This is a genomic window from Erwinia sp. BNK-24-b, from assembly GCF_047456155.1.
Taxonomy (GTDB): Bacteria; Pseudomonadota; Gammaproteobacteria; order Enterobacterales; family Enterobacteriaceae; genus Erwinia; species Erwinia phyllosphaerae.
On sequence record NZ_CP179901.1, the window covers coordinates 822,709 to 844,442 of the forward strand.

The 21,734-nt window shown below is 55.0% G+C and carries 16 protein-coding genes and 5 tRNA genes; all 21 read left to right on the forward strand.

Annotation, left to right across the window (positions count from 1 at the left end; translation table 11 throughout):
- Positions 1-247 precede the first annotated feature (247 nt).
- The 21 genes from ACMGGR_RS03785 to luxS all read left to right on the forward strand — a co-directional run bounded on the left by ACMGGR_RS03785 (position 248) and on the right by luxS (position 21,712).
- Positions 248-1,642: a NarK family nitrate/nitrite MFS transporter gene (locus ACMGGR_RS03785; RefSeq protein ID WP_414148204.1), complete on the forward strand. Its 1,395-nt coding sequence runs from the start codon at positions 248-250 to the stop codon at positions 1,640-1,642.
- A 70-nt stretch (positions 1,643-1,712) separates the two neighbouring features.
- Positions 1,713-5,474 carry a nitrate reductase subunit alpha gene (locus ACMGGR_RS03790; RefSeq protein WP_414148205.1) on the forward strand — a complete coding sequence of 1,254 codons (3,762 nt, stop codon included), beginning with the start codon at positions 1,713-1,715 and terminating at the stop codon, positions 5,472-5,474.
- Complete coding sequence (narH, locus tag ACMGGR_RS03795; RefSeq protein ID WP_414148206.1) at positions 5,471-7,006, forward strand: nitrate reductase subunit beta; 1,536 nt, start codon at positions 5,471-5,473, stop codon at positions 7,004-7,006. Before ACMGGR_RS03790 ends, narH begins: the two co-directional genes overlap by 4 nt.
- Positions 7,003-7,728, forward strand: a complete 726-nt coding sequence (gene narJ / locus ACMGGR_RS03800) for a nitrate reductase molybdenum cofactor assembly chaperone (protein WP_414148207.1) — start codon at positions 7,003-7,005, stop codon at positions 7,726-7,728. The genes narH and narJ overlap by 4 nt, the downstream gene beginning before the upstream one ends.
- Positions 7,725-8,402 (forward strand): respiratory nitrate reductase subunit gamma, encoded by a 678-nt coding sequence (gene narI, locus ACMGGR_RS03805; protein ID WP_414148208.1) that lies wholly within the window; start codon positions 7,725-7,727, stop codon positions 8,400-8,402. The genes narJ and narI overlap by 4 nt, the downstream gene beginning before the upstream one ends.
- Before the next feature lie 164 nt (positions 8,403-8,566).
- The gene (gene lldD / locus ACMGGR_RS03810) at positions 8,567-9,703 is read left to right on the forward strand and encodes an FMN-dependent L-lactate dehydrogenase LldD (RefSeq protein ID WP_414148209.1); all 1,137 of its coding nucleotides are present in this window, start codon (positions 8,567-8,569) and stop codon (positions 9,701-9,703) included.
- 227 nt (positions 9,704-9,930) lie between these two features.
- Positions 9,931-11,004, forward strand: coding sequence for a lytic murein transglycosylase B (mltB, locus tag ACMGGR_RS03815; protein ID WP_414148210.1), 1,074 nt, complete (start codon positions 9,931-9,933; stop codon positions 11,002-11,004).
- 168 nt (positions 11,005-11,172) lie between these two features.
- Complete coding sequence (gene pncC / locus ACMGGR_RS03820) at positions 11,173-11,667, forward strand: nicotinamide-nucleotide amidase (RefSeq protein WP_414148211.1); 495 nt, start codon at positions 11,173-11,175, stop codon at positions 11,665-11,667.
- A 98-nt stretch (positions 11,668-11,765) separates the two neighbouring features.
- Positions 11,766-12,833, forward strand: coding sequence for a recombinase RecA (gene recA / locus ACMGGR_RS03825; RefSeq protein WP_246761853.1), 1,068 nt, complete (start codon positions 11,766-11,768; stop codon positions 12,831-12,833).
- Between the two features lie 357 nt (positions 12,834-13,190).
- Positions 13,191-13,706 (forward strand): regulatory protein RecX, encoded by a 516-nt coding sequence (locus ACMGGR_RS03830; RefSeq protein ID WP_246761855.1) that lies wholly within the window; start codon positions 13,191-13,193, stop codon positions 13,704-13,706.
- Positions 13,707-13,834: 128 nt separating this feature from the next.
- Positions 13,835-16,462 (forward strand): alanine--tRNA ligase, encoded by a 2,628-nt coding sequence (alaS, locus tag ACMGGR_RS03835; protein ID WP_414148212.1) that lies wholly within the window; start codon positions 13,835-13,837, stop codon positions 16,460-16,462.
- Positions 16,463-16,709: 247 nt separating this feature from the next.
- Complete coding sequence (csrA, locus tag ACMGGR_RS03840; protein ID WP_004155916.1) at positions 16,710-16,895, forward strand: carbon storage regulator CsrA; 186 nt, start codon at positions 16,710-16,712, stop codon at positions 16,893-16,895.
- Between the two features lie 306 nt (positions 16,896-17,201).
- Positions 17,202-17,294, forward strand: a tRNA-Ser gene (locus ACMGGR_RS03845).
- A gap of 3 nt (positions 17,295-17,297) precedes the next feature.
- Positions 17,298-17,374: transfer RNA gene (locus tag ACMGGR_RS03850), tRNA-Arg, on the forward strand.
- Positions 17,375-17,615: 241 nt separating this feature from the next.
- Positions 17,616-17,692: transfer RNA gene (locus ACMGGR_RS03855), tRNA-Arg, on the forward strand.
- 93 nt (positions 17,693-17,785) lie between these two features.
- Positions 17,786-17,862: transfer RNA gene (locus tag ACMGGR_RS03860), tRNA-Arg, on the forward strand.
- Positions 17,863-18,026: 164 nt separating this feature from the next.
- Positions 18,027-18,103 (forward strand) — tRNA-Arg (locus ACMGGR_RS03865).
- Positions 18,104-18,422: 319 nt separating this feature from the next.
- Positions 18,423-18,989 carry a fructose-1-phosphate/6-phosphogluconate phosphatase gene (gene yqaB, locus ACMGGR_RS03870; RefSeq protein WP_246761859.1) on the forward strand — a complete coding sequence of 189 codons (567 nt, stop codon included), beginning with the start codon at positions 18,423-18,425 and terminating at the stop codon, positions 18,987-18,989.
- Positions 18,986-19,411, forward strand: a complete 426-nt coding sequence (locus ACMGGR_RS03875; protein ID WP_246761861.1) for a YqaA family protein — start codon at positions 18,986-18,988, stop codon at positions 19,409-19,411. Before yqaB ends, ACMGGR_RS03875 begins: the two co-directional genes overlap by 4 nt.
- Before the next feature lie 31 nt (positions 19,412-19,442).
- On the forward strand, positions 19,443-21,044 hold the full coding sequence (gshA, locus tag ACMGGR_RS03880) for a glutamate--cysteine ligase (RefSeq protein WP_414148905.1): 1,602 nt from the start codon (positions 19,443-19,445) through the stop codon (positions 21,042-21,044).
- A gap of 152 nt (positions 21,045-21,196) precedes the next feature.
- A complete protein-coding gene (gene luxS / locus ACMGGR_RS03885; protein WP_246761862.1) occupies positions 21,197-21,712 on the forward strand; it encodes an S-ribosylhomocysteine lyase in 516 nt (171 codons plus the stop codon).
- Positions 21,713-21,734 lie beyond the last annotated feature (22 nt).

The following is a 21,734-nucleotide window of genomic DNA, read 5'->3' on the forward strand; positions in this document are numbered from 1 at the left end:
GCCATGCTAACCCTATACCACTAAGGGAGTAACTCTTTATTTTTGCCGCGCGAAGGAGCCGGTAAGCAGGACGATAATCTAAATATTAATTACTTGAAAAATAAAAGTATTTACAGGATTCCCAGGCTACTCATACCGGGCTGAAACAGGCCCGTCGGGTGGAAATGACCTGCATCCTCGTTGATTTAAGTCAACCTGGCCCGGAGACGCGTTACGCAGAATGCGCACGATTAACCCGGAGAATATTATGTCGCAGCTTGTCCCACTTCACCCCAGGCAAAACAGCGCGGTAATCCAGACGTGGCAGCCGGAGAACAGCGAGTTCTGGCAGCAGCATGGAAAACGTATCGCCAGCCGTAACCTGTGGATTTCCGTTTTCTGCCTGTTGCTGGCGTTTTGCGTCTGGATGCTGTTCAGCGCGGTAACGGTAAATTTAAATAAGGTCGGCTTTACTTTTACTACCGATCAGCTCTTTTTACTGACGGCGCTGCCGTCGGTTTCCGGCGCGCTGCTGCGTATTCCTTACTCCTTTGTTATCCCACTTGTTGGCGGACGGCGCTGGACGGCCTTTAGCACCGGCATTCTACTGGTTCCCTGCGTATGGCTGGGCTTTGCCGTTCAGGATACCAGCACCTCCTTTACCACTTTTACGCTTATTGCGCTGCTGTGTGGCTTTGCCGGAGCAAACTTTGCCTCCAGCATGGGCAACATCAGCTTCTTTTTTCCCAAAGCACAGCAGGGCGGCGCGCTGGGTATTAACGGCGGCCTGGGGAACCTGGGCGTCAGCGTGATGCAGTTTGTCGCGCCGCTGGCGGTTTCCTTCGGCATTTTTAGCCTGTTTGGCGGTGAAGCGCAGACGCTGGCCAGCGGTGAGACTATCTGGCTGGAAAATGCGGCCTGGATCTGGGTGCCGTTTCTGGCTGTCGCCACGCTGGCGGCGTGGTTTGGCATGAACGATCTGGCGGCAGCGAAATCCTCGCTGCGCGAACAGCTACCGGTACTGAAGCGCGGCCATCTGTGGATTATGGCACTGCTCTATCTGGCGACCTTCGGCTCCTTTATCGGCTTTTCGGCGGGATTTGCCATGCTGGCAAAAACGCAGTTTCCCGATGTCAGCATCTTACAGTTTGCCTTTCTCGGCCCGCTGCTGGGCGCGCTGGCACGTTCCGCAGGCGGAATGATTTCCGATCGTTTTGGCGGCGTGCGGGTCACGCTAATCAACTTTGTGCTGATGGCTATTTTCGCCGCGCTGCTGTTTCTGACGCTGCCTGATGCCAGCAGGGCCGGCTCGTTTGTGGCCTTCTTCGGCGTCTTTATGGGGCTGTTTTTAACGGCGGGGCTGGGTAGCGGTTCAACCTACCAGATGATTGCCGTCATCTTCCGCAAACTGACGCTGGAAAAAAGCGCCGCGGCAGGTAAAAGCGCAGAAGATGCACAGCGTGAAGCCGTTACCGAAACGTCTGCCGCGCTGGGTTTTATTTCCGCAATTGGCGCACTGGGCGGATTTTTTATCCCGCAGACCTTTGGGCTTTCTCTGTCCATGCTGGGCACGCCAACGGGCGCGATGAAAATTTTCCTCGCCTTTTATCTGGTATGCATCGGCGTGACCTGGCTGGTATACGGCCGCAAAAATCGATTCTGATAAACGCGCGCAGGCTACGTCCCTGCGCCGCTTAAGCAATGTCACCCTAAAGCCTTCAGGAGTTTTCCGGATGAGCAAATTTCTCGATCGGTTTCGCTACTTTAAACAGTTAGCGGAGCCTTTTTCTGGCCAGCACGGTCAGACACTCAATACCAATCGCGACTGGGAAGAGGGCTACCGTAGCCGCTGGCAGCACGACAAAATCGTGCGCTCGACCCATGGCGTAAACTGTACCGGCTCCTGTAGCTGGAAAATTTACGTCAAAAACGGTCTGGTAACCTGGGAAACGCAGCAGACCGACTATCCGCGCACGCGTCCGGATTTACCCAACCATGAACCGCGCGGCTGTCCGCGTGGTGCCAGCTATTCCTGGTACCTTTACAGCGCCAACCGCCTGAAATATCCGCTAATGCGCAAAAAGCTGTTGCAGCTGTGGCGCGAGGCGAAAGTGGCCCATCAGGATCCCGTGGCGGCCTGGGGATCGATCGTTAGCGATCCTGAAAAAGCGAAAAGCTATAAGATCGCGCGCGGTCGCGGCGGTTTTGTTCGCTCCAGCTGGCAGGAGGTTAACGAGCTGATTGCCGCTGCCAATATTTATACGGCAAAAACCTTCGGCCCCGATCGCATCGTTGGCTTTTCGCCGATCCCGGCGATGTCGATGGTTTCCTATGCCGCTGGCGCGCGCTATCTGTCGCTGATTGGCGGCGTCTGCCTGAGCTTCTACGACTGGTATTGCGATCTGCCGCCCGCTTCGCCAATGACATGGGGCGAACAGACCGACGTGCCGGAGTCGGCCGACTGGTATAACTCCTCTTACATTATCGCCTGGGGCTCTAACGTGCCGCAGACGCGCACGCCGGATGCGCATTTCTTTACCGAAGTACGCTATAAAGGCACCAAAACTGTCGCCATCACGCCAGATTATGCCGAAGTCGCCAAGCTGTGTGACCAGTGGCTCAATCCCAAACAGGGTACCGATAGCGCGCTCGCGCTCGCGCTGGGTCACGTCATCCTGCAAGAGTTTCACCTTGACCGCGAGGTAGGCTACTTCCGCGACTATGTCCGCAGCTACACCGATATGCCGATGCTGGTACTGCTGGAGCGGCGCGAAGGGGGTTATTACGCCGCTGGCCGTCAGCTGCGCGCCAGCGATCTGATTGATAACCTTGGCCAGGAAAATAATCCGCAGTGGAAAACCATCGCTATCGACCAGACCAGCGGCGAGCTGGTGGCACCACAAGGATCTATCGGCTATCGCTGGGGCGAAAAAGGCAAATGGAATCTGGAGCAGCGCGAAGGCGGAACGCAGCAGGAAGTGACGCTACAGCTTAGCCTGTTGCACAGCCATGATGCGGTAGTCGACGTCGGCTTTCCCTACTTTGGCGGCACGGAGAGTGAAAACTTCAACAGCGTGACGCTGGAAGAAATCCTGCTGCACAAGCTGCCGGTAAAAAGATTGCAGCTGGCGGACGGTAGCGAAGCGCTGGTCACCAGCGTTTACGATCTGACGCTGGCCAATTACGGGCTGGATCGCGGCCTGGAAGATGACAACTGCGCCCGCAGCTATGATGAAGTCAAAACCTACAGCCCTGCCTGGGCCGAACAGATTACCGGCGTCTCCCGGCAAAACATTATTCGCCTGGCCCGTGAATTTGCCGAAAACGCGGAGAAAACGCGTGGCCGCTCGATGATCATTGTCGGGGCCGGGATGAACCACTGGTATCACATGGATATGAACTACCGTGGATTGATTAATATGCTGGTCTTCTGCGGCTGCGTCGGGCAGAGCGGCGGCGGTTGGGCGCACTACGTCGGTCAGGAAAAACTGCGGCCGCAAACCGGCTGGACGCCGCTGGCGTTTGCCCTTGACTGGCAGCGTCCGCCGCGCCATATGAACAGCACCTCGTTCTTTTATAACCACTCCAGCCAGTGGCGCTATGAAACCGTGCAGACCAGCGAACTGCTTTCTCCGCTGGCGGATAAAAAGCGCTACGGCGGCAGCCTGATCGATTTTAACGTACGTTCCGAGCGGATGGGCTGGTTACCTTCCGCCCCACAGCTAAACAGCAACCCGCTGAACATTGCCGCACAGGCTAAAGCCGCTGGCCTTTCGCCGGTGGATTTTACCGTACAGAGCCTGAAAGAAGGAACGCTGCGCTTTGCCGCTGAACAGCCGGACAATCCGCAGAACTTCCCGCGTAATATGTTTGTCTGGCGCTCAAATCTGCTTGGCTCATCCGGCAAAGGCCATGAGTACATGCTCAAATATTTACTGGGTACGGAACACGGTATTCAGGGCAAAGATTTAGGCGCGAAGGGCGGCGTAAGGCCGGAAGAAGTGGAATGGCAGGAGCAGGGCGGTGAAGGCAAGCTGGATCTGGTCGTCACGCTGGATTTCCGCCTGTCGAGCACCTGTCTCTATTCCGATATCGTGCTGCCGACCGCTACCTGGTACGAAAAGGACGATATGAATACCTCGGATATGCATCCGTTTATTCATCCGCTGTCGGCGGCGGTCGATCCGGCCTGGGAAGCCAAAAGCGACTGGGAAATCTATAAAGGCATCGCCAAAGCCTTTTCGGAACTTTGCCCCGGCCACCTGGGCGTGGAAACCGACGTGGTCACGCTGCCGGTACAGCACGACTCTCCGGCAGAGCTGGCGCAGGCTTTTGACGTCGCAGAGTGGAAAAAGGGCGAATGCGATCTGATTCCGGGCAAAACCGCGCCGCATCTTATCGCAGTCGAGCGTGACTATCCGGCCACCTGGGAGCGCTTTACCTCGCTTGGCCCACTGCTCGACAAGCTGGGCAACGGCGGCAAAGGCATCAGCTGGAACACGCAAAAAGAGGTCGATTTCCTTAAAGAGCTGAACTACGTCAAGGCCGAAGGGCCAGCGGCGGGCCGTCCTAACATCGACAGCGCCATTGATGCCGCCGAAGTGATCCTGTCGCTGGCGCCGGAAACCAACGGTCAGGTAGCGGTAAAAGCCTGGCAGGCGCTGAGCGAAATCACCGGACGCGACCATAGCCATCTGGCATTAAACAAAGAAGATGAAAAGATCCGTTTTCGGGATATCCAGGCGCAGCCGCGCAAAATCATCTCCAGCCCAACCTGGTCAGGACTGGAAGACGAGCATGTCTCCTATAACGCCTGCTACACCAATGTTCACGAGCTAATCCCGTGGCGTACGCTCAGCGGACGCCAGCAGCTTTATCAGGATCACGAGTGGATGCGCGCCTTTGGCGAAAGCCTGCTGGTTTATCGTCCGCCGATTGATACCCGCGCGGCTAAGCCTTTGCTCAACCAGAAGCCGAACGGTAATCCGGAGAAAGCGCTGAATTTCCTGACGCCGCACCAGAAGTGGGGCATTCACTCTACCTATAGCGACAATCTGCTGATGCTGACGCTGTCGCGCGGCGGCCCCATCGTCTGGATGAGCGAAGAGGACGCCCGCGAGCTGGGTATTGCGGATAACGACTGGATAGAAGCCTTTAACGCCAACGGCTCGCTGACCGCTCGCGCGGTCGTTAGCCAGCGTATTCCCGCCGGGATGACCATGATGTATCACGCGCAGGAACGCATCGTAAATATTCCCGGTTCGGAAATCACCGGCCAGCGCGGCGGCATTCATAACTCCGTTACCCGCGCCTGCCCTAAACCAACCCACATGATCGGCGGCTATGCGCAGCTCTCCTACGGTTTCAACTATTACGGCACCGTAGGCTCCAACCGCGATGAGTTCGTGGTGGTGCGCAAAATGAATAACGTCAACTGGTTAGACGATGAAGGCAACGACAGCCGCCAGGGCAGCCAGCAGGAGATCAAACCATGAAAATTCGCTCGCAGGTCGGCATGGTGCTGAATCTGGATAAATGTATCGGCTGCCATACCTGTTCCGTAACCTGTAAAAACGTCTGGACCAGCCGTGAAGGCATGGAATACGCCTGGTTTAACAATGTCGAAAGCAAACCGGGCGTCGGCTATCCGCACGCCTGGGAAGATCAGGAAAAATGGCGGGGCGGCTGGATCCGTAAAATCAACGGCAGGCTGGTGCCGCGCATGGGTAATCGCGTTGGACTGCTGTCGAAAATCTTCGCCAACCCTGACGTGCCGGGGCTGGATGATTACTACGAGCCGTTCGACTACGACTATCAGCATCTGCATAACGCGCCCGCCGGCAAACATCAGCCAGTCGCGCGGCCACGCTCGCTGATCACCGGCCAGCGCATGCAGAAAATCGAGAATGGCCCGAACTGGGAAGAGATTCTGGGCGGCGAATTTTCTAAGCGTTCGCAGGATAAAAATTTCGATCGGATGCAGAAAGAGATGTACGGCCAGTTTGAGCACACTTTTATGGCCTATCTGCCGCGGCTGTGCGAACACTGCCTCAATCCCGCCTGCGTCGCCACCTGCCCAAGCGGCGCGATCTACAAACGTGGCGAAGACGGCATTGTGCTGATCGACCAGGACAAGTGCCGCGGCTGGCGCATGTGCCTGACCGGCTGCCCTTATAAAAAAATTTACTTCAACTGGAAAAGCGGTAAGTCGGAGAAATGTATTTTCTGCTATCCGCGCATCGAAGCGGGCCAGCCGACGGTCTGCTCGGAAACCTGCGTGGGCCGCATTCGCTATCTTGGCGTGCTGCTGTATGACGCGGATCGCATCGCCCAGGCGGCCTCAACCGAACACGAGCAGGATCTCTACCAGAGCCAGAGGGAGATCTTCCTTGACCCTGACGATCCGCAGGTTATCGCCGAAGCGTTAAAAGAAGGCATTCCGCAAAGCGTAATCGACGCCGCGCAGCGTTCGCCGGTCTACAAAATGGCGATGGAGTGGAAGCTGGCGCTACCGCTGCACCCGGAATACCGTACGCTGCCGATGGTCTGGTATGTGCCACCGCTGTCGCCGATTCAAAGCGCGGCGGATGCGGGCAAGCTGGCGCACAACGGCATATTGCCGGATGTAGAAAGCCTGCGCATCCCCGTGCAGTACCTGGCGAATTTGCTGACCGCTGGCGATACCGAGCCGGTGTTACTGGCGCTGAAAAGGATGCTGGCGATGCGTCACTACAAGCGTGCGGAAACCGTTGATAACGAGAAGGATACCCGCGCGCTGGAAGAGGTTGGCCTGAGCGAAGCGCAGGCGCAGGAGATGTACCGCTATCTGGCTATCGCTAATTATGAAGATCGCTTTGTCGTGCCTTCCAGCCATCGTGAGCTGGCGCGCGAAGCTTTTCCTGAAAGCAAAGGCTGCGGCTTCAGCTTTGGCGATGGCTGCCGGGGCAGCGACGGCAAATTTAACCTGTTTAACAGCCGCCGTATTGACGCTATTGATATCGGCAACAAGTCGGAGAAGCCGCAATGATCGCTTTAAATATACTTGCCCGGCTGCTGGACTATCCGGACGAAGCGCTGTTTACGCATCAGGCCGAGCTGATTACGGCGCTGGAAAAAGCCAGCGAGTTGACTACTGCACAACGGACGCGCCTGTCTCAGTTCATCACCACGCTGTGCGCCAGCCCGCTGCTGGACAGGCAGGCCGACTACTGCGAACTGTTCGATCGCGGTCGTGCTACCTCGCTGCTGCTGTTTGAGCACGTTCATGGTGAATCGCGAGATCGTGGCCAGGCGATGGTCGATCTGCTGGATCAATATCGGGCCGACGGGCTGGAGCTAACGGCAAAAGAGCTGCCCGATTTTCTGCCGCTCTATCTGGAATATCTTGCCAGCCTGGACGCTGCGCGCGCGCGATCCGGCCTTGCGGATATCGCGCCGATTCTGGCCTTGCTGGCCGCCAGGCTGCATCAGCGCCAGAGCCGCTACGGTGAGCTGTTTGATCTGCTGCTGGCGCTGGCCGAATCCGGACTGGCGGCGGAAGATCTTAGACCCCGGGTAGGCAAAGAAGCCCGCGACGATACGCCTGCGGCGCTGGATGCCGTGTGGGAAGAAGAGCAGATCAAGTTTCTCGGCGAGCAGGGCTGCGCTTCGGCACAGCAGGCAGCGCATCAACGGCGTTTTGCCGACGCGGTGACGCCGCAGTATCTGGACGTGGCGGCGATAACAACATCCACGGGACATTCATCATGAATTTTTTGACGGGTTTCTTTTTCGATATTTATCCATACCTGGCGGGCAGCGTCTTTTTAATCGGCAGCTGGCTACGCTATGACTATGGCCAGTACAGCTGGCGCGCCGGTTCCAGCCAGATGCTGGATAAAAAAGGCATGCGGCTTGCCTCTAATCTGTTTCATATCGGCATTATCGGGATTTTTTTCGGCCATTTTGTTGGCCTGCTGACGCCGCACTGGATGTACGAGTCCTTTTTACCGATTGCCGTCAAGCAGAAGCTGGCAATGGTTGCCGGTGGCCTTTGCGGTTTAATGACGCTGGTGGGCGGCGGGCTGCTGCTGAAGCGCCGCCTGCTTAATCCACGCGTCAGGGCAACCAGCAGCACGGGCGATATTTTGATTCTGACGCTGCTGGTGGCGCAGGCTGCGCTGGGTCTGCTGACCATTCTTTTCTCCGCACAGCATATGGACGGCAGCGAAATGATGAAGCTGGTAGGCTGGGCGCAGGCCATAGTAACCTTCCACGGCGGCGCATCTCAGCATCTGGCAGGCGTTGCGCTGATTTACCGCATCCATATGGTGCTGGGCATGACGCTGTTTCTTCTGTTTCCATTCTGCCGCCTGGTGCATATCTGGAGCGTGCCGCTGGAATATCTGACCCGTCGCTATCAGCTGGTACGTAATCGGCGTTGATTTTTTTGCAAAAAGGGCGATACGCAAGTTGTTAACGTTATGTTGAGATGTTGCTCAGCGTATCCGCTTTTCTCCTCTACTACACTGCCTGTTATTACGAGCCGCCGTCGCGGCTCTTTTTTTGCTCATTATGGAGCCAGCGTTTTAACAGGGCAGGAGAGCTGATGATCATTTCTGCATCAACGGACTATCGCAAGGCAGCGCAGCGCAGGCTGCCGCCTTTTTTATTCCACTATATCGATGGCGGGGCCTATAGCGAGCACACGCTAAAGCGCAATACCGCCGATCTGGCCGACATCGCACTGCGCCAGCGCGTGCTGAACAACATGTCCGAGCTGAGTCTGGAAACCACGCTGTTTAACGAAAAGCTGGCGATGCCGGTCATTCTTGCACCGGTAGGGCTAACCGGTATGTATGCCAGACGCGGTGAAGTACAGGCGGCTCGCGCAGCGGAAAAAAAGGGCATCCCTTTTACGCTTTCTACGGTTTCCGTCTGCCCGATTGAAGAGGTTGCGCCAGCTATCCAGCGCCCAATGTGGTTCCAGCTTTACGTGCTGAAAGATCGTGGCTTTATGCGTAACGCGCTGGAACGCGCCAGGGCGGCGGGCGTCACCACGCTGGTGTTTACCGTAGATATGCCGGTTCCCGGCGCGCGCTATCGTGATGCACACTCCGGTATGAGCGGCCCGAACGCCGCAGCGCGACGCATTATTCAGGCAATGTTGCATCCGCATTGGGCATGGGATGTCGGCCTGAACGGCAAACCACACGATTTGGGGAACGTCTCTGCTTATCGCGGTCATCCCACCACGCTGGAAGACTATATTGGCTGGCTGGGCGCAAATTTCGATCCGTCGATCTCGTGGAAAGACCTGGAGTGGATCCGGGAGTTCTGGCAAGGGCCGATGATCATTAAAGGCATTCTGGATCCGCAGGATGCGAAAGACGCGGTCAGCTTTGGTGCCGACGGGATTGTGATATCCAACCACGGTGGTAGACAGCTTGATGGCGTACTGTCGACGGCACGCGCGTTGCCTGCTATTGCCGATGCGGTGAAAGGCGATATCAAAATCCTGGCGGATTCAGGTATTCGTACCGGTCTGGACGTGGTGCGGATGATTGCGCTGGGCGCAGACAGCGTGCTGCTGGGCAGGGCCTTTATTTATGCGCTGGCGGCGGCGGGCGAGGCGGGCGTGGAAAATCTGCTATCGCTGATGGAAAAGGAGATGCGCGTGGCGATGACGTTAACCGGCGCAAAATCGATAGCTGAGATTAACCGGGATTCACTGGTCGCGTTGTAGGGCTGGCTGTCGGCGGGCGTTTAAGCTGCTTCGCCGACAAATCATAACGTTAATACCGCCAGCTTTAGCCATGCATAAAATGGCTTTTTACCTGCCGAATATTGTCGGCTTTATAACGGCAGCAAAACGGCCCGGCAGAAAAGAAACTGGTTTACGTAACATCTGTTTTCATCATCGCGATCTATGCTCTAACATAAGTTCTACTTTTCGTTTCATATGGATATCCAATGCGTTGTCTGGCCACACTTTTACCCGCGCTGGTACTGCTTTCCGCCTGTAGCAGCAAAGCACCGCAGCCCGAGCCGTACGGCAACCCTTTTCAGGGCGGCAACCGTTTTCTGTTAGATCCTGCGCATAATGTGGCTCCGCTGGACGGCGATTTCGCTAACAGTCCGTCAGCAGAAGCGTTTATCGATAAAATGGTGCGCGAGCACAACTTTGACCGGCAGCAGCTGCACAACGTGCTGGCGCAGGCAAAGCGCCTCGACTGGGTGTTGCGGTTGATGGATCGCCAGGCCCCCTCTTATCAGCCGCCTTCCGGGCCAAACGGCGCGTGGATCCGCTACCGCAAAAAATTTATCGTGCCGGATAACGTGCAGAATGGCGTGCAGTTCTGGAACCAGTATCAGGATGCGCTCAATCGCGCCTGGCAGGTTTACGGCGTCCCGCCGGAAATTATCGTTGGCATCATCGGCGTTGAAACCCGCTGGGGACGCGTGATGGGTAAAACCCGTATTATCGATGCGCTGGCAACGCTCTCCTTTGCCTATCCGCGCCGCGCCGACTATTTCAGCAGCGAGCTGGAAACCTTCCTGTTGATGGCAAAAGAAGAGAATGACGATCCGCTCGATTTACGTGGCTCTTTTGCCGGAGCGATGGGCTACGGTCAGTTTATGCCGTCATCGTTTAAACAATATGCGGTGGATTTCAACGGCGATGGCCATATCAACTTATGGGATCCGGTTGATGCCATCGGCAGCGTCGCGCATTACTTCCAGGCGCACGGTTGGGTAAAAGGCGAAACCGTTGCCGTTCCGGCTAACGGCCAGGCTCCTTTGCTGGAAAACGGCTTTAAAACTCGCTATACGCTGTCGCAGCTGGCCGAGGCTGGCCTGTCGCCACAGGTGCCGCTGCAAGAACAGCAGGTTAGCCTGCTGCGCTTCGATATGGGGACCTACTATCAATACTGGTATGGGCTACCAAACTTCTATGCCATCACCCGCTATAACCACAGCAACCACTATGCGATGGCCGTGTGGCAGTTGGGTGAAGCCGTACGGGACGCTCGCCGAAGCCTGTAACACTCACTAGCGCGCCATCCGGGCGCGCTTCTTCATAACCTCCTGTTTGTCATCTGCTTTTCAACGCGTTATTCAGGAAGACGCCTCGCAAACCTTGCCATTCTTCCTTCTGCCCGTGCTAAAAAGTGCTAATCTTTCTTTTCATTGAAGAGAGGGCAGGGAATTCTGATGACGGATGATGAGCTAAGCCAGTTGAGCCTTGAAGTCGGCCAACGTTTGCAGCGTTTACACGCCACGGTGGCGACGGCTGAATCCTGTACCGGCGGCTGGATCGCTAAGGTGTTAACCGATACTGCCGGTAGCTCACAGTGGTTTGAGCGGGGCTTTGTTACCTACAGCAATGACGCCAAACAGGCGCTGGTCGGTGTCAGTCAGGCTTCGCTGGAAAGCTTTGGCGCAGTGAGCGAACAGGTAGTGCGGGAAATGGCAGAAGGCGCGCTTAAACAGGCTGGCGCACAGTATGCCGTGGCCGTCAGCGGCATTGCCGGGCCTGATGGCGGAACGGCGGAAAAACCTGTTGGCACGGTCTGGTTTGGCCTGGCGGCGGCTGAGGCTAACTCGCTGGCGCAGCGCAAAATTTTCGCTGGCGACCGCGCTTCCGTACGCCGCCAGGCCACGGCTCATGCGCTGTTGCTGCTGCGTGACCATTTTCTGAAAAATTAAGCTTGATACTGTATGACTATACAGTATAATTGTTCCCATATTGATTGTGACACGAAGCCGCGCAAGCGTGCTTTACCCCCGCGTGATTAGGAGTGGAAATGGCTATTGACGAAAACAAGCAAAAAGCACTGGCAGCAGCGCTGGGCCAGATTGAGAAACAATTTGGTAAAGGCTCCATCATGCGCCTGGGTGAAGACCGCACTATGGATGTGGAAACCATCTCTACCGGTTCGCTTTCGCTGGATATCGCGCTTGGCGCGGGCGGTCTGCCAATGGGCCGTATCGTCGAAATTTACGGGCCGGAATCTTCCGGTAAAACCACGCTGACGCTGCAGGTTATCGCTGCTGCACAGCGCAAGGGCAAAACCTGCGCCTTTATCGATGCCGAGCATGCGCTCGATCCCGTCTACGCCAAAAAACTGGGCGTGGATATCGATAACCTGCTCTGTTCTCAGCCGGATACCGGTGAGCAGGCGCTGGAAATCTGTGACGCGCTGGCACGCTCCGGTGCTGTGGATGTGATCATCGTCGACTCCGTCGCGGCGCTGACGCCAAAAGCGGAAATCGAAGGCGAAATCGGTGACTCTCACATGGGCCTCGCGGCACGTATGATGAGCCAGGCAATGCGTAAGCTGGCCGGTAACCTGAAGAACTCCAACACGCTGCTGATCTTCATTAACCAGATCCGTATGAAAATCGGCGTGATGTTTGGTAACCCGGAAACCACTACCGGTGGTAACGCGCTGAAGTTCTACGCTTCCGTCCGTCTGGATATCCGTCGTATCGGCGCCATCAAAGAGGGTGACGAAGTAGTAGGTAGCGAAACCCGCGTGAAGGTAGTGAAAAACAAAATCGCTGCGCCGTTTAAGCAGGCGGAATTCCAGATTATGTACGGCGAAGGCATCAACATCTACGGCGAGCTGGTTGACCTGGGCGTTAAGCACAAGCTGATTGAGAAAGCGGGCGCATGGTACAGCTACAACGGTGACAAAATCGGTCAGGGTAAGGCAAATGCCGGCAACTTCCTGAAAGAGAATCCGGCTGTGGCGACAGAGATCGAAACCAAACTGCGCGCGACGCTGATGAACAACCCGGACAGCACGCCTGACTTTGTTGCGGATAAAGACGACGCGGACGAAGCAAGCGAAACGAACGAGAACTTCTAAGTTCGCCAGCCGTACCGGCACGTTGTTAACCATCATAAGGAGTGGCTCAGGCCACTCCTTTTTGTTTTCCCGCCTGAGTCACGTCGGCGGTGGCCGCAGGTTTTTTGACAACGGCTATTAGCGCCTTCAGGGAGAGCTATTAACTGTTTAAAAGTAGCTATCGGTTTTTCGCCGCTGGCTGACAAGCTTCTTCACCCGCAGCCAGAAACAGCGTCCTGAATCTGCTGTTTTCTTCACCCGCAGCCAGAAACAGCGTCCTGAATCTGCTGTTCAGGTACTTTCATCTCAATCATCTTTGTTTCTTTCGCTGTTCCTCGCTACCCTTATCCTGATTTGACTAATGAAAACCGGAGCAAGATGTCTGACGCCACCGAACGAAGCCAGTTTACTCGCCTGCTGGACAGAGCGATGCGCATCCTGGCCATGCGCGATCACAGCGAAGCCGAGTTTCGTCGCAAATTGTCGCTTTCTGCCGAACGCGCGGCGATGTATGCCAAAAATCAGGCCCAGCAGCCAGAACCCGTCACGCCAGAACAGATTGACCGTGTGGTAGCCTGGTGCTATGAAAGCAACTACCTTGACGATGCCCGCTTTGCCGAGCGCTTCGTCGCCAGCCGCAGCCGCAAAGGCTACGGCCCGCAGCGTATCCGCATGGAGCTGGGGCAAAAAGGCGTGGCTAAGCCGCTGATTGATGAAACGCTGGCGGCCACTGAAATTGACTGGCAGCAAATGGCTTTCGACGCGGCGGAGCGCAAGTTCGGCCTGCCGCTGCCCACCGACTGGAAAGAAAAAGCGAAAGTGCAGCGTTATTTGATGACTAAAGGCTTCTTTTCAGAGGATATCCGCAGCATTTTTTCAAATTTTGGCGATTGAGCGCCGATGGGATTTTACTTCGTACCGAAGAAAATTTATCTTATTCACCACTTTTTGTTCGTGTGTTGCTGGCCTGAACGGCGCAGTTAAACCCACGACACCTTCGTTAGCGTGATTCCAGGACAATTATGAGCAAGAGCACTGCGGAGATTCGCCAGGCGTTTCTCGACTTTTTCCATAGCAAGGGACACCAGGTTGTAGCCAGTAGCTCCCTCGTCCCGACTAATGACCCGACGTTGCTGTTTACCAACGCCGGTATGAACCAGTTCAAAGATGTTTTCCTGGGCCAGGATAAGCGCAACTACTCGCGCGCTACCACCTCGCAGCGCTGCGTGCGCGCAGGCGGTAAACATAATGACCTGGAAAACGTTGGCTATACCGCTCGCCACCATACCTTTTTCGAAATGCTGGGCAACTTCAGCTTTGGTGACTATTTCAAGCGTGAAGCGATTGGCTTTGCCTGGGAACTGTTGACCAGCGCCGAATGGTTCGCCCTGCCGAAAGAGAAGCTGTGGGTCACCGTCTATGAAACCGATGATGAAGCTTTCAACATCTGGGCAGACGAAATTGGCGTGCCGCGCGAGCGTATTATTCGTATCGGCGACAACAAAGGCGGCGCTTACGCTTCCGATAACTTCTGGCAGATGGGCGATACCGGCCCTTGCGGCCCGTGCAGCGAGATTTTCTTCGATCACGGCGACCATATCTGGGGTGGCCCACCGGGAAGCCCGGAAGAGGACGGCGATCGCTTTATTGAGATCTGGAACATCGTTTTCATGCAGTTCAATCGTCAGTCTGACGGTACAATGCTGCCGCTGCCAAAACCTTCTGTCGATACCGGTATGGGACTGGAGCGTATCTCCGCCGTGCTGCAACACGTCAACTCTAACTACGAAATCGATCTGTTCCAGAAACTGATCAAGTCCGTAGCGGAAGTGACCGGCGCTAGCGATCTCACCAGCAAATCACTGCGCGTTATTGCTGACCATATTCGTTCCTGCGCTTTCCTCGTTTGCGATGGCGTGATCCCGTCCAACGAAAACCGTGGTTACGTGCTGCGCCGCATTATTCGTCGTGCTATTCGTCACGGCAATATGCTGGGCGCGCAGGGCACTTTCTTCTGGAAGCTGGTTGCACCGCTGATTGAAGTGATGGGTGCAGCAGGCGATGAGCTGGCGAAGCAGCAGGCGCAGGTTGAACAGATCCTGAAAACGGAAGAAGAGCAGTTCGCCAAAACGCTGGAGCGCGGTCTGGCGCTGCTGGATGAAGAGCTGGCAAAACTGCAGGGCGACACGCTGGATGGCGAAACCGTTTTCCGCCTGTACGACACCTTCGGCTTCCCGGTCGACTTAACGGCGGACGTCTGCCGCGAACGCAACCTGAAGATTGATGAAGCCGGTTTTGAAAAAGCGATGGAGCAGCAGCGCCAGCGCGCCCGTGAAGCCAGCGGCTTTGGCGCGGATTACAATAACGTGATCCGCATTGAAGAGGCGTCAACCTTCAAAGGCTATGACCAGCTGGCGCTGACTGCTGCCGTGACGGCAATTTTTGTCGACGGCCAGCCAGCCGATAAAATCAGTGCCGGTCAGGAAGGCGTCGTCGTCCTGGATGAAACACCGTTCTATGGCGAATCGGGTGGTCAGGTTGGCGACACGGGTGAGCTACGTAACGATAATGCGGCCTTCACCGTTACCGATACGCAAAAGTATGCGCAGGCGATTGGTCATGTCGGCAAACTTGCTTCCGGACAGCTGCGTATTGGCGATCGTCTGGCGGCACACGTTGACGAAGCGCGCCGCGACCGCATCAGGCTGAACCACTCCGCCACGCATTTGCTGCATGCCGCGCTGCGTCAGGTACTGGGCCATCACGTGGCGCAGAAAGGATCTCTGGTTAATGATAAATATCTGCGTTTTGACTTCTCGCATTCCGAAGCGATGAAGCCGCAGGAAATTCGTCAGGTAGAAGAAATCGTTAACGCCCAGATCCGCCGCAATCTGCCGGTCGATACCAACGTGATGGAGCTGGAAGCCGCGAAAGCGCTGGGTGCCATGGCGCTTTTTGGCGAAAAATATGACGATCGCGTACGCGTGCTGACCATGGGTGATTTCTCTACCGAGCTTTGTGGCGGTACGCATGCCAGCCGCACGGGCGATATTGGTCTGTTCCGTATCACTTCAGAATCAGGTACCGCAGCAGGCATCCGTCGTATTGAGGCGGTGACGGGCGAGGGTGCGCTGAAGCAGATGTACGCGCAAAGCGAGCAGCTGCACGATATCGCGCAGCTGGTTAAAGCTAACAGCAGCAACCTGAATGAGAAAGTGCGTGGCCTGATGGACAACGTCAGGGCGCTGGAAAAAGAGCTACAGCAGCTAAAAGATCAGCAGGCGGCGCAGGAAAGCGCTTCCCTGAGCAGCAAAGCTATTGACGTAAAAGGCGTTAAGCTGTTGGTTAGCGAACTGAGTAACGTTGAACCAAAAATGCTGCGCACTATGGTAGACGATTTAAAAAATCAGCTGAAGTCAGCCGTAATCGTGCTGGCGACGGTTGCTGAAGGAAAGGTCTCGTTGATTGCTGGCGTAACCAAAGATGTCACTGACCGCGTGAAAGCTGGCGAGCTGGTGGGCGAGTTAGCCCTTCAGGTTGGCGGTAAGGGCGGCGGCCGGCCAGATATGGCTCAGGCCGGCGGCACCGATGCCGGAGCACTACCAGGGGCTCTGGCCGGTGTGGAAAGCTGGGTGGCAGCAAAACTGTAACACTATAAAAAGGCATCCCGGAAAGCGCGGTGGGCACAGCTCCACGGCGTTTTTCTGTCAGGTGCAAACGCAAAAAACACAAAGTCAGGTTGCTGGTGTGTATTTCGGCTAAACTAAGTATCAGCAGAATGTATTATTGCGATGGTGCACTTGTCGTGTATTTGTCATAGTCTACATTTAGCGTTATATGATGGATAATGCCGGGCGCCAGTGAACCCGACTCTTTTAATCTTTCAAGGAGCAAAGAATGCTTATTCTAACTCGTCGAGTTGGTGAAACCCTCATGATCGGTGATGAGGTGACTGTAACGGTGCTGGGAGTGAAAGGGAACCAGGTTCGCATTGGTGTGAATGCCCCTAAAGAAGTTTCGGTTCATCGCGAAGAGATCTATCAGCGCATTCAGGCCGAAAAAACTCAGCAAACGAGTTACTAACGGATCCAGCGCCTCGCCAGAGTGGCGAGGCGCTACCGGTTTTCGCCTGCTTTTCCCCATTTCCCCTGTTTTCTTTCTCTGTTTCCCTTCTGGCCTGCCTCCATTTTTTCTCTGTGAAAAGGCCAATTGTTGCTGATAAATCACTCTTTTTGCTTTTCAAATACCCATATTGGCGGGTAAATGCGCAATCAAACGCATCGGTGAAAAAATATGTTTGACTTATAAGGCCCAGAAAGTAATATGTGCGCCACGCAGTGCCGATGAGCAGAAACAAGTTCAGAAGCACAGCTCGATAAGAGCGCGTATGGTGAGGTGGCCGAGAGGCTGAAGGCGCTCCCCTGCTAAGGGAGTATGCGGTCAAAAGCTGCATCCGGGGTTCGAATCCCCGCCTCACCGCCATTTGCATCCGTAGCTCAGCTGGATAGAGTACTCGGCTACGAACCGAGCGGTCGGAGGTTCGAATCCTCCCGGATGCACCACTTTAAGATGATGTTGCAAACACTGTACTGGCATGTCGTTAGCAGTAACCGCCAGCGCAAGGGATGATAACGTTGCTTTAGCAACGACCCGCAAGGGTAAGGCGCAAGCCGAATAATCGTCCCGGATGCAGCATTATTTAACAGGCTGGTTTCCAGTTTGTTTGGGTAGTACCGATACAGCGTTAGCAGCCTGTATCAAGGTGAGTCGTTAGCACCCCTGCGTTATACCAGATTTTGATATGCATCCGTAGCTCAGCTGGATAGAGTACTCGGCTACGAACCGAGCGGTCGGAGGTTCGAATCCTCCCGGATGCACCATTATCTGAGAAATGAAAGAGCCGTAAAGCATCTGTCAGTTTCTTCCGTATCTCCTCAGGTTTGTCGCGTTATCTCCCCCAATGTTTTTCCGATGCATCCGTAGCTCAGCTGGATAGAGTACTCGGCTACGAACCGAGCGGTCGGAGGTTCGAATCCTCCCGGATGCACCATTTCAAGATGATGTTGCAGCAATCCTGTACTGGCATGTTGTTAGCAGTAACCGCCAGCACCAGGGATGATAACGTTGCTTTAGCAACGGCCCGCAAGGGTAAGGCGCAAGCCGAATAATCCTTCCGGATGCAGCATTTGAAGTAGTTTTAAAGCATATCCCAATGCATCCGTAGCTCAGCTGGATAGAGTACTCGGCTACGAACCGAGCGGTCGGAGGTTCGAATCCTCCCGGATGCACCATCTTCTGAAGATATCCCCGCAGCTGTTCTCGCCCCCTGAAGCATTAAAATCGAATTAACCCTGTTTTTTCCGCCGTCTTTATTACTCCAGCTTTCTTAATTCCTCGTTAAACATGCCGGTACTCACTCCACAGTCATCGCGTTATTTCGCTGCATTTTTGTGCTTTTTTACCCCATTTCCGCTCATTCTTTGACAAGGATATAATCTGATAATAAAAAACCCTATATGTTTCAAGGCATTTGCGGATCCATGCCGACAGCGACAAGTACGGTGCTTTACGCTAAAGTAAACGTTCGTTAATTCAGGGACGGAGGCTCGCGTGTACGATAGTTATGACGGCTTGATATTCGATATGGACGGCACGCTGCTGGACACGGAGCCGACGCACCGACAAGCCTGGCGTAACGTGCTGTCACGTTATGACATGAGCTTTGACGAACAGGCGCTGGTCGGTCTGAACGGATCGCCAACGTGGCGCATAGCGGAGGCGATTATCCATCGTCATCAGAGCAGCCTTGATCCCCATAAGCTGGCCGCAGAAAAAACCGCAGCGCTGAAAGAGATACTCTTTGATACCGTACAGCCTCTACCGCTGATAGATGTCGTAAAGTTTTATCATGGTCGCCGCCCTATGGCGGTTGGCACCGGCAGCGAGCACGACATGGCCGAAGCGCTGCTACAGCATCTGGGCATCCGCCACTACTTTACTGCAGTGGTGGGTGCCGATGACGTAACGCGGCACAAGCCGGAGCCGGAAACTTTTCTCCGCTGTGCCGAATTGATCGGCGTTGCGCCTGAACGCTGCGTGGTGTTTGAAGATGCCGATTTCGGCATTCAGGCGGCAACGGCGGCGGGTATGGCTTTTGTCGACGTCAGGCTGCTGTGAGCGACTGGCTCTACGGTTCAATGTTTGCCAGCAGCTTTTTGAGCGCCACGCTACTGCCGGGGAATTCAGAAGTGCTGCTGGTTACGCTGCTGTTATCGGGGAAAGTCTCCGCTGCTGGCGTAACGAGTATCGCCGCTCTTGGTAACACGCTGGGCGGATTAACCAATGTTATTATCGGACGTTGTCTGCCGCTAAAAAAACAGGGCCGATGGCATAACACAGCAACGGCGTGGCTGCACCGATGGGGTCCAGCTGCGCTACTTCTTAGCTGGTTGCCGGTTATCGGCGATCTGCTTTGCGTTCTCGCAGGTTGGCTGCGCTTCGCCTGGCTCCCGGTTGCGCTCTGGCTCGCCGTGGGCAAGACGCTACGCTATGGCGTGCTGGCTTTCGCAACATTACAGGGCATGGAATGGTGGCAGTGATTCGCAAAGGGTCGCTGCCATGATTAATATTATGCTGAACAATAATAAATTTTTCCCCAAGCGGGAGGTCAATTTGATCCCGGACGTATCACAGGCGCTTTCCTGGCTGGAAGCTCACCCTGAGGCAATGAAAGGTATTGGTCGCGGTATTGAACGCGAAACGCTGCGCGTAAAACCTGATGGTCATCTGGCGACCAGCGGGCATCCCAAATCGCTTGGCTCAGCGCTGACCCACAAGTGGATCACCACCGACTTTGCCGAAACGCTGCTCGAATTTATTACGCCAGTCGATAAAGATATCGATCATCTGCTGGCTTTTTTACGCGATATTCACCGCCACACCTCGCGCGATCTCGGCGAAGAGCGGATGTGGCCAATGAGCATGCCGTGTCTGATTGACGACAGTAATAATATTGAACTGGCGCAGTACGGCAGCTCAAATATCGGCAAAATGAAAACGCTTTATCGCCAGGGCCTGAAAAATCGCTACGGCGCGCTGATGCAGGTTATTTCCGGCGTCCACTATAATTTTTCGCTGCCGCTCTCTTTCTGGCAGGCCTGGGCAGACGTTAAAGATGAAAAAAGCGGCAAAGAGGCGATTTCGGAAGGTTATCTGCGCCTGATCCGCAACTATTACCGTTTTGGCTGGGTTATTCCCTACCTGTTTGGCGCTTCTCCGGCGGTTTGCAGCTCTTTCCTGCAGGGAAAAGAGACAAAGCTGCCGTTTGAACAGACGGAGAACGGCCTGCTTTATCTGCCTTACGCCACGTCTCTGCGTCTGAGCGATCTTGGCTATACTAATAAGTCGCAAAGTGGTCTGGGCATTACTTTCAACAACCTTCCTGACTACGTCAAAGCGCTGAAGGCGGCGATTAAAACGCCTTCGGAAGAGTATGCTCGTATGGGCATCAAGGACGAGCAGGGCGACTGGCTGCAGCTTAATACCAACGTGCTGCAAATTGAAAATGAGCTCTACGCGCCGATTCGTCCTAAACGCGTAACGCGTTCTGGCGAAAATCCTTCCGATGCGCTGCTGCGTGGCGGCATTGAATATATTGAAGTTCGCTCGCTGGATATCAATCCGTTTTCGCCAGTTGGCGTAGATGAAAACCAGGTGCGTTTCCTCGATTTGTTCCTGATCTGGTGTACGCTCGCTGACGCGCCAGAAATGAGCAGCGACGAACTGCTGTGTACGCGCGGCAACTGGAACCGGGTGATCCTGGAAGGCCGCAAGCCGGGGCTGATGCTGGGAATGGGCTGCGGTGAGGCGGAGTATCCGCTGGCGGAAGTGGGCAAAACGCTGTTTAAAGATTTGCAGCGTGTGGCGCAGACGCTGGATCGCCAGCAGGGCAATCATCATTATCAGGAAGTATGCGACAGGCTGGCCGCTTCGTTTGACGATCCGAACCTGACCTTCTCGGCACGCTTCCTGACCGCGTTAAAAGAAAACGGCCTGACCGGTACCGGACTGGCGCTGGCGGAACAGTATCACGCACAGCTGGCGAACGAACAGCTGGAGGTACTGACCGAGACGCAGTTTGAGCAGGAAGCTATCCGTTCAAACGTTAGCCAGCAGGAAATTGAAGAAAGTGATACGCTTAGCTTCGAAGACTTTCTGCAAAGCAGAAGCTAGCGCAAAAGAAAAAGGCCACATCAATGTGGCCAAATTAACATCTCTGTTGTCAGGGATGATGATAACAAAATGCGCGTCTTTCATAGATTCAGACCACGGGACGACAGAGAAAGTTTCATCACTGCAAAAATAAATTTATCAGAGGTAACAATATGCCATTGCTGGATAGCTTTACCGTCGACCACACCATCATGGCGGCTCCTGCGGTTCGTGTTGCAAAAACCATGAAAACGCCTCATGGCGATACCATCACCGTTTTCGATCTGCGTTTTTGCCGCCCAAACAAAGAAGTGATGCCTGAACGTGGGATCCACACGCTGGAACATCTCTTTGCTGGCTTTATGCGTAACCACCTGAACGGTGAAGGTGTGGAAATTATCGACATCTCGCCAATGGGCTGCCGTACCGGTTTTTATATGAGCCTGATCGGCACGCCGGATGAGCAACGCGTAGCGAAAGCCTGGAAGGAAGCGATGCAGGACGTGTTGAAGGTAAGCGATCAACGCACCATTCCTGAGCTTAACGAGTACCAGTGCGGCACCTATGAAATGCACTCGTTAGATGAAGCGCAGGACATCGCGCGGCACATCGTTGAGCACGATATCGGCGTTAACCATAACGACGAGCTGGCGCTGCCAAAAGAGAAGTTAAAAGAACTGCATATCTAGTTGCTATTATCCCCTGCCCGGC

Coding starts and splice junctions, on each gene's coding strand:
- narJ (WP_414148207.1), top strand. CDS start 7,003: ATGATCGCTTTAAATATACTTGCCCGGCTGCTGGACTATCCGGACGAA.
- gshA (WP_414148905.1), top strand. CDS start 19,443: ATGCTGAACAATAATAAATTTTTCCCCAAGCGGGAGGTCAATTTGATC.
- alaS (WP_414148212.1), top strand. CDS start 13,835: ATGAGCAAGAGCACTGCGGAGATTCGCCAGGCGTTTCTCGACTTTTTC.
- ACMGGR_RS03830 (WP_246761855.1), top strand. CDS start 13,191: ATGTCTGACGCCACCGAACGAAGCCAGTTTACTCGCCTGCTGGACAGA.
- luxS (WP_246761862.1), top strand. CDS start 21,197: ATGCCATTGCTGGATAGCTTTACCGTCGACCACACCATCATGGCGGCT.
- recA (WP_246761853.1), top strand. CDS start 11,766: ATGGCTATTGACGAAAACAAGCAAAAAGCACTGGCAGCAGCGCTGGGC.
- pncC (WP_414148211.1), top strand. CDS start 11,173: ATGACGGATGATGAGCTAAGCCAGTTGAGCCTTGAAGTCGGCCAACGT.
- csrA (WP_004155916.1), top strand. CDS start 16,710: ATGCTTATTCTAACTCGTCGAGTTGGTGAAACCCTCATGATCGGTGAT.
- narH (WP_414148206.1), top strand. CDS start 5,471: ATGAAAATTCGCTCGCAGGTCGGCATGGTGCTGAATCTGGATAAATGT.
- ACMGGR_RS03785 (WP_414148204.1), top strand. CDS start 248: ATGTCGCAGCTTGTCCCACTTCACCCCAGGCAAAACAGCGCGGTAATC.
- mltB (WP_414148210.1), top strand. CDS start 9,931: ATGCGTTGTCTGGCCACACTTTTACCCGCGCTGGTACTGCTTTCCGCC.
- narI (WP_414148208.1), top strand. CDS start 7,725: ATGAATTTTTTGACGGGTTTCTTTTTCGATATTTATCCATACCTGGCG.
- lldD (WP_414148209.1), top strand. CDS start 8,567: ATGATCATTTCTGCATCAACGGACTATCGCAAGGCAGCGCAGCGCAGG.
- ACMGGR_RS03790 (WP_414148205.1), top strand. CDS start 1,713: ATGAGCAAATTTCTCGATCGGTTTCGCTACTTTAAACAGTTAGCGGAG.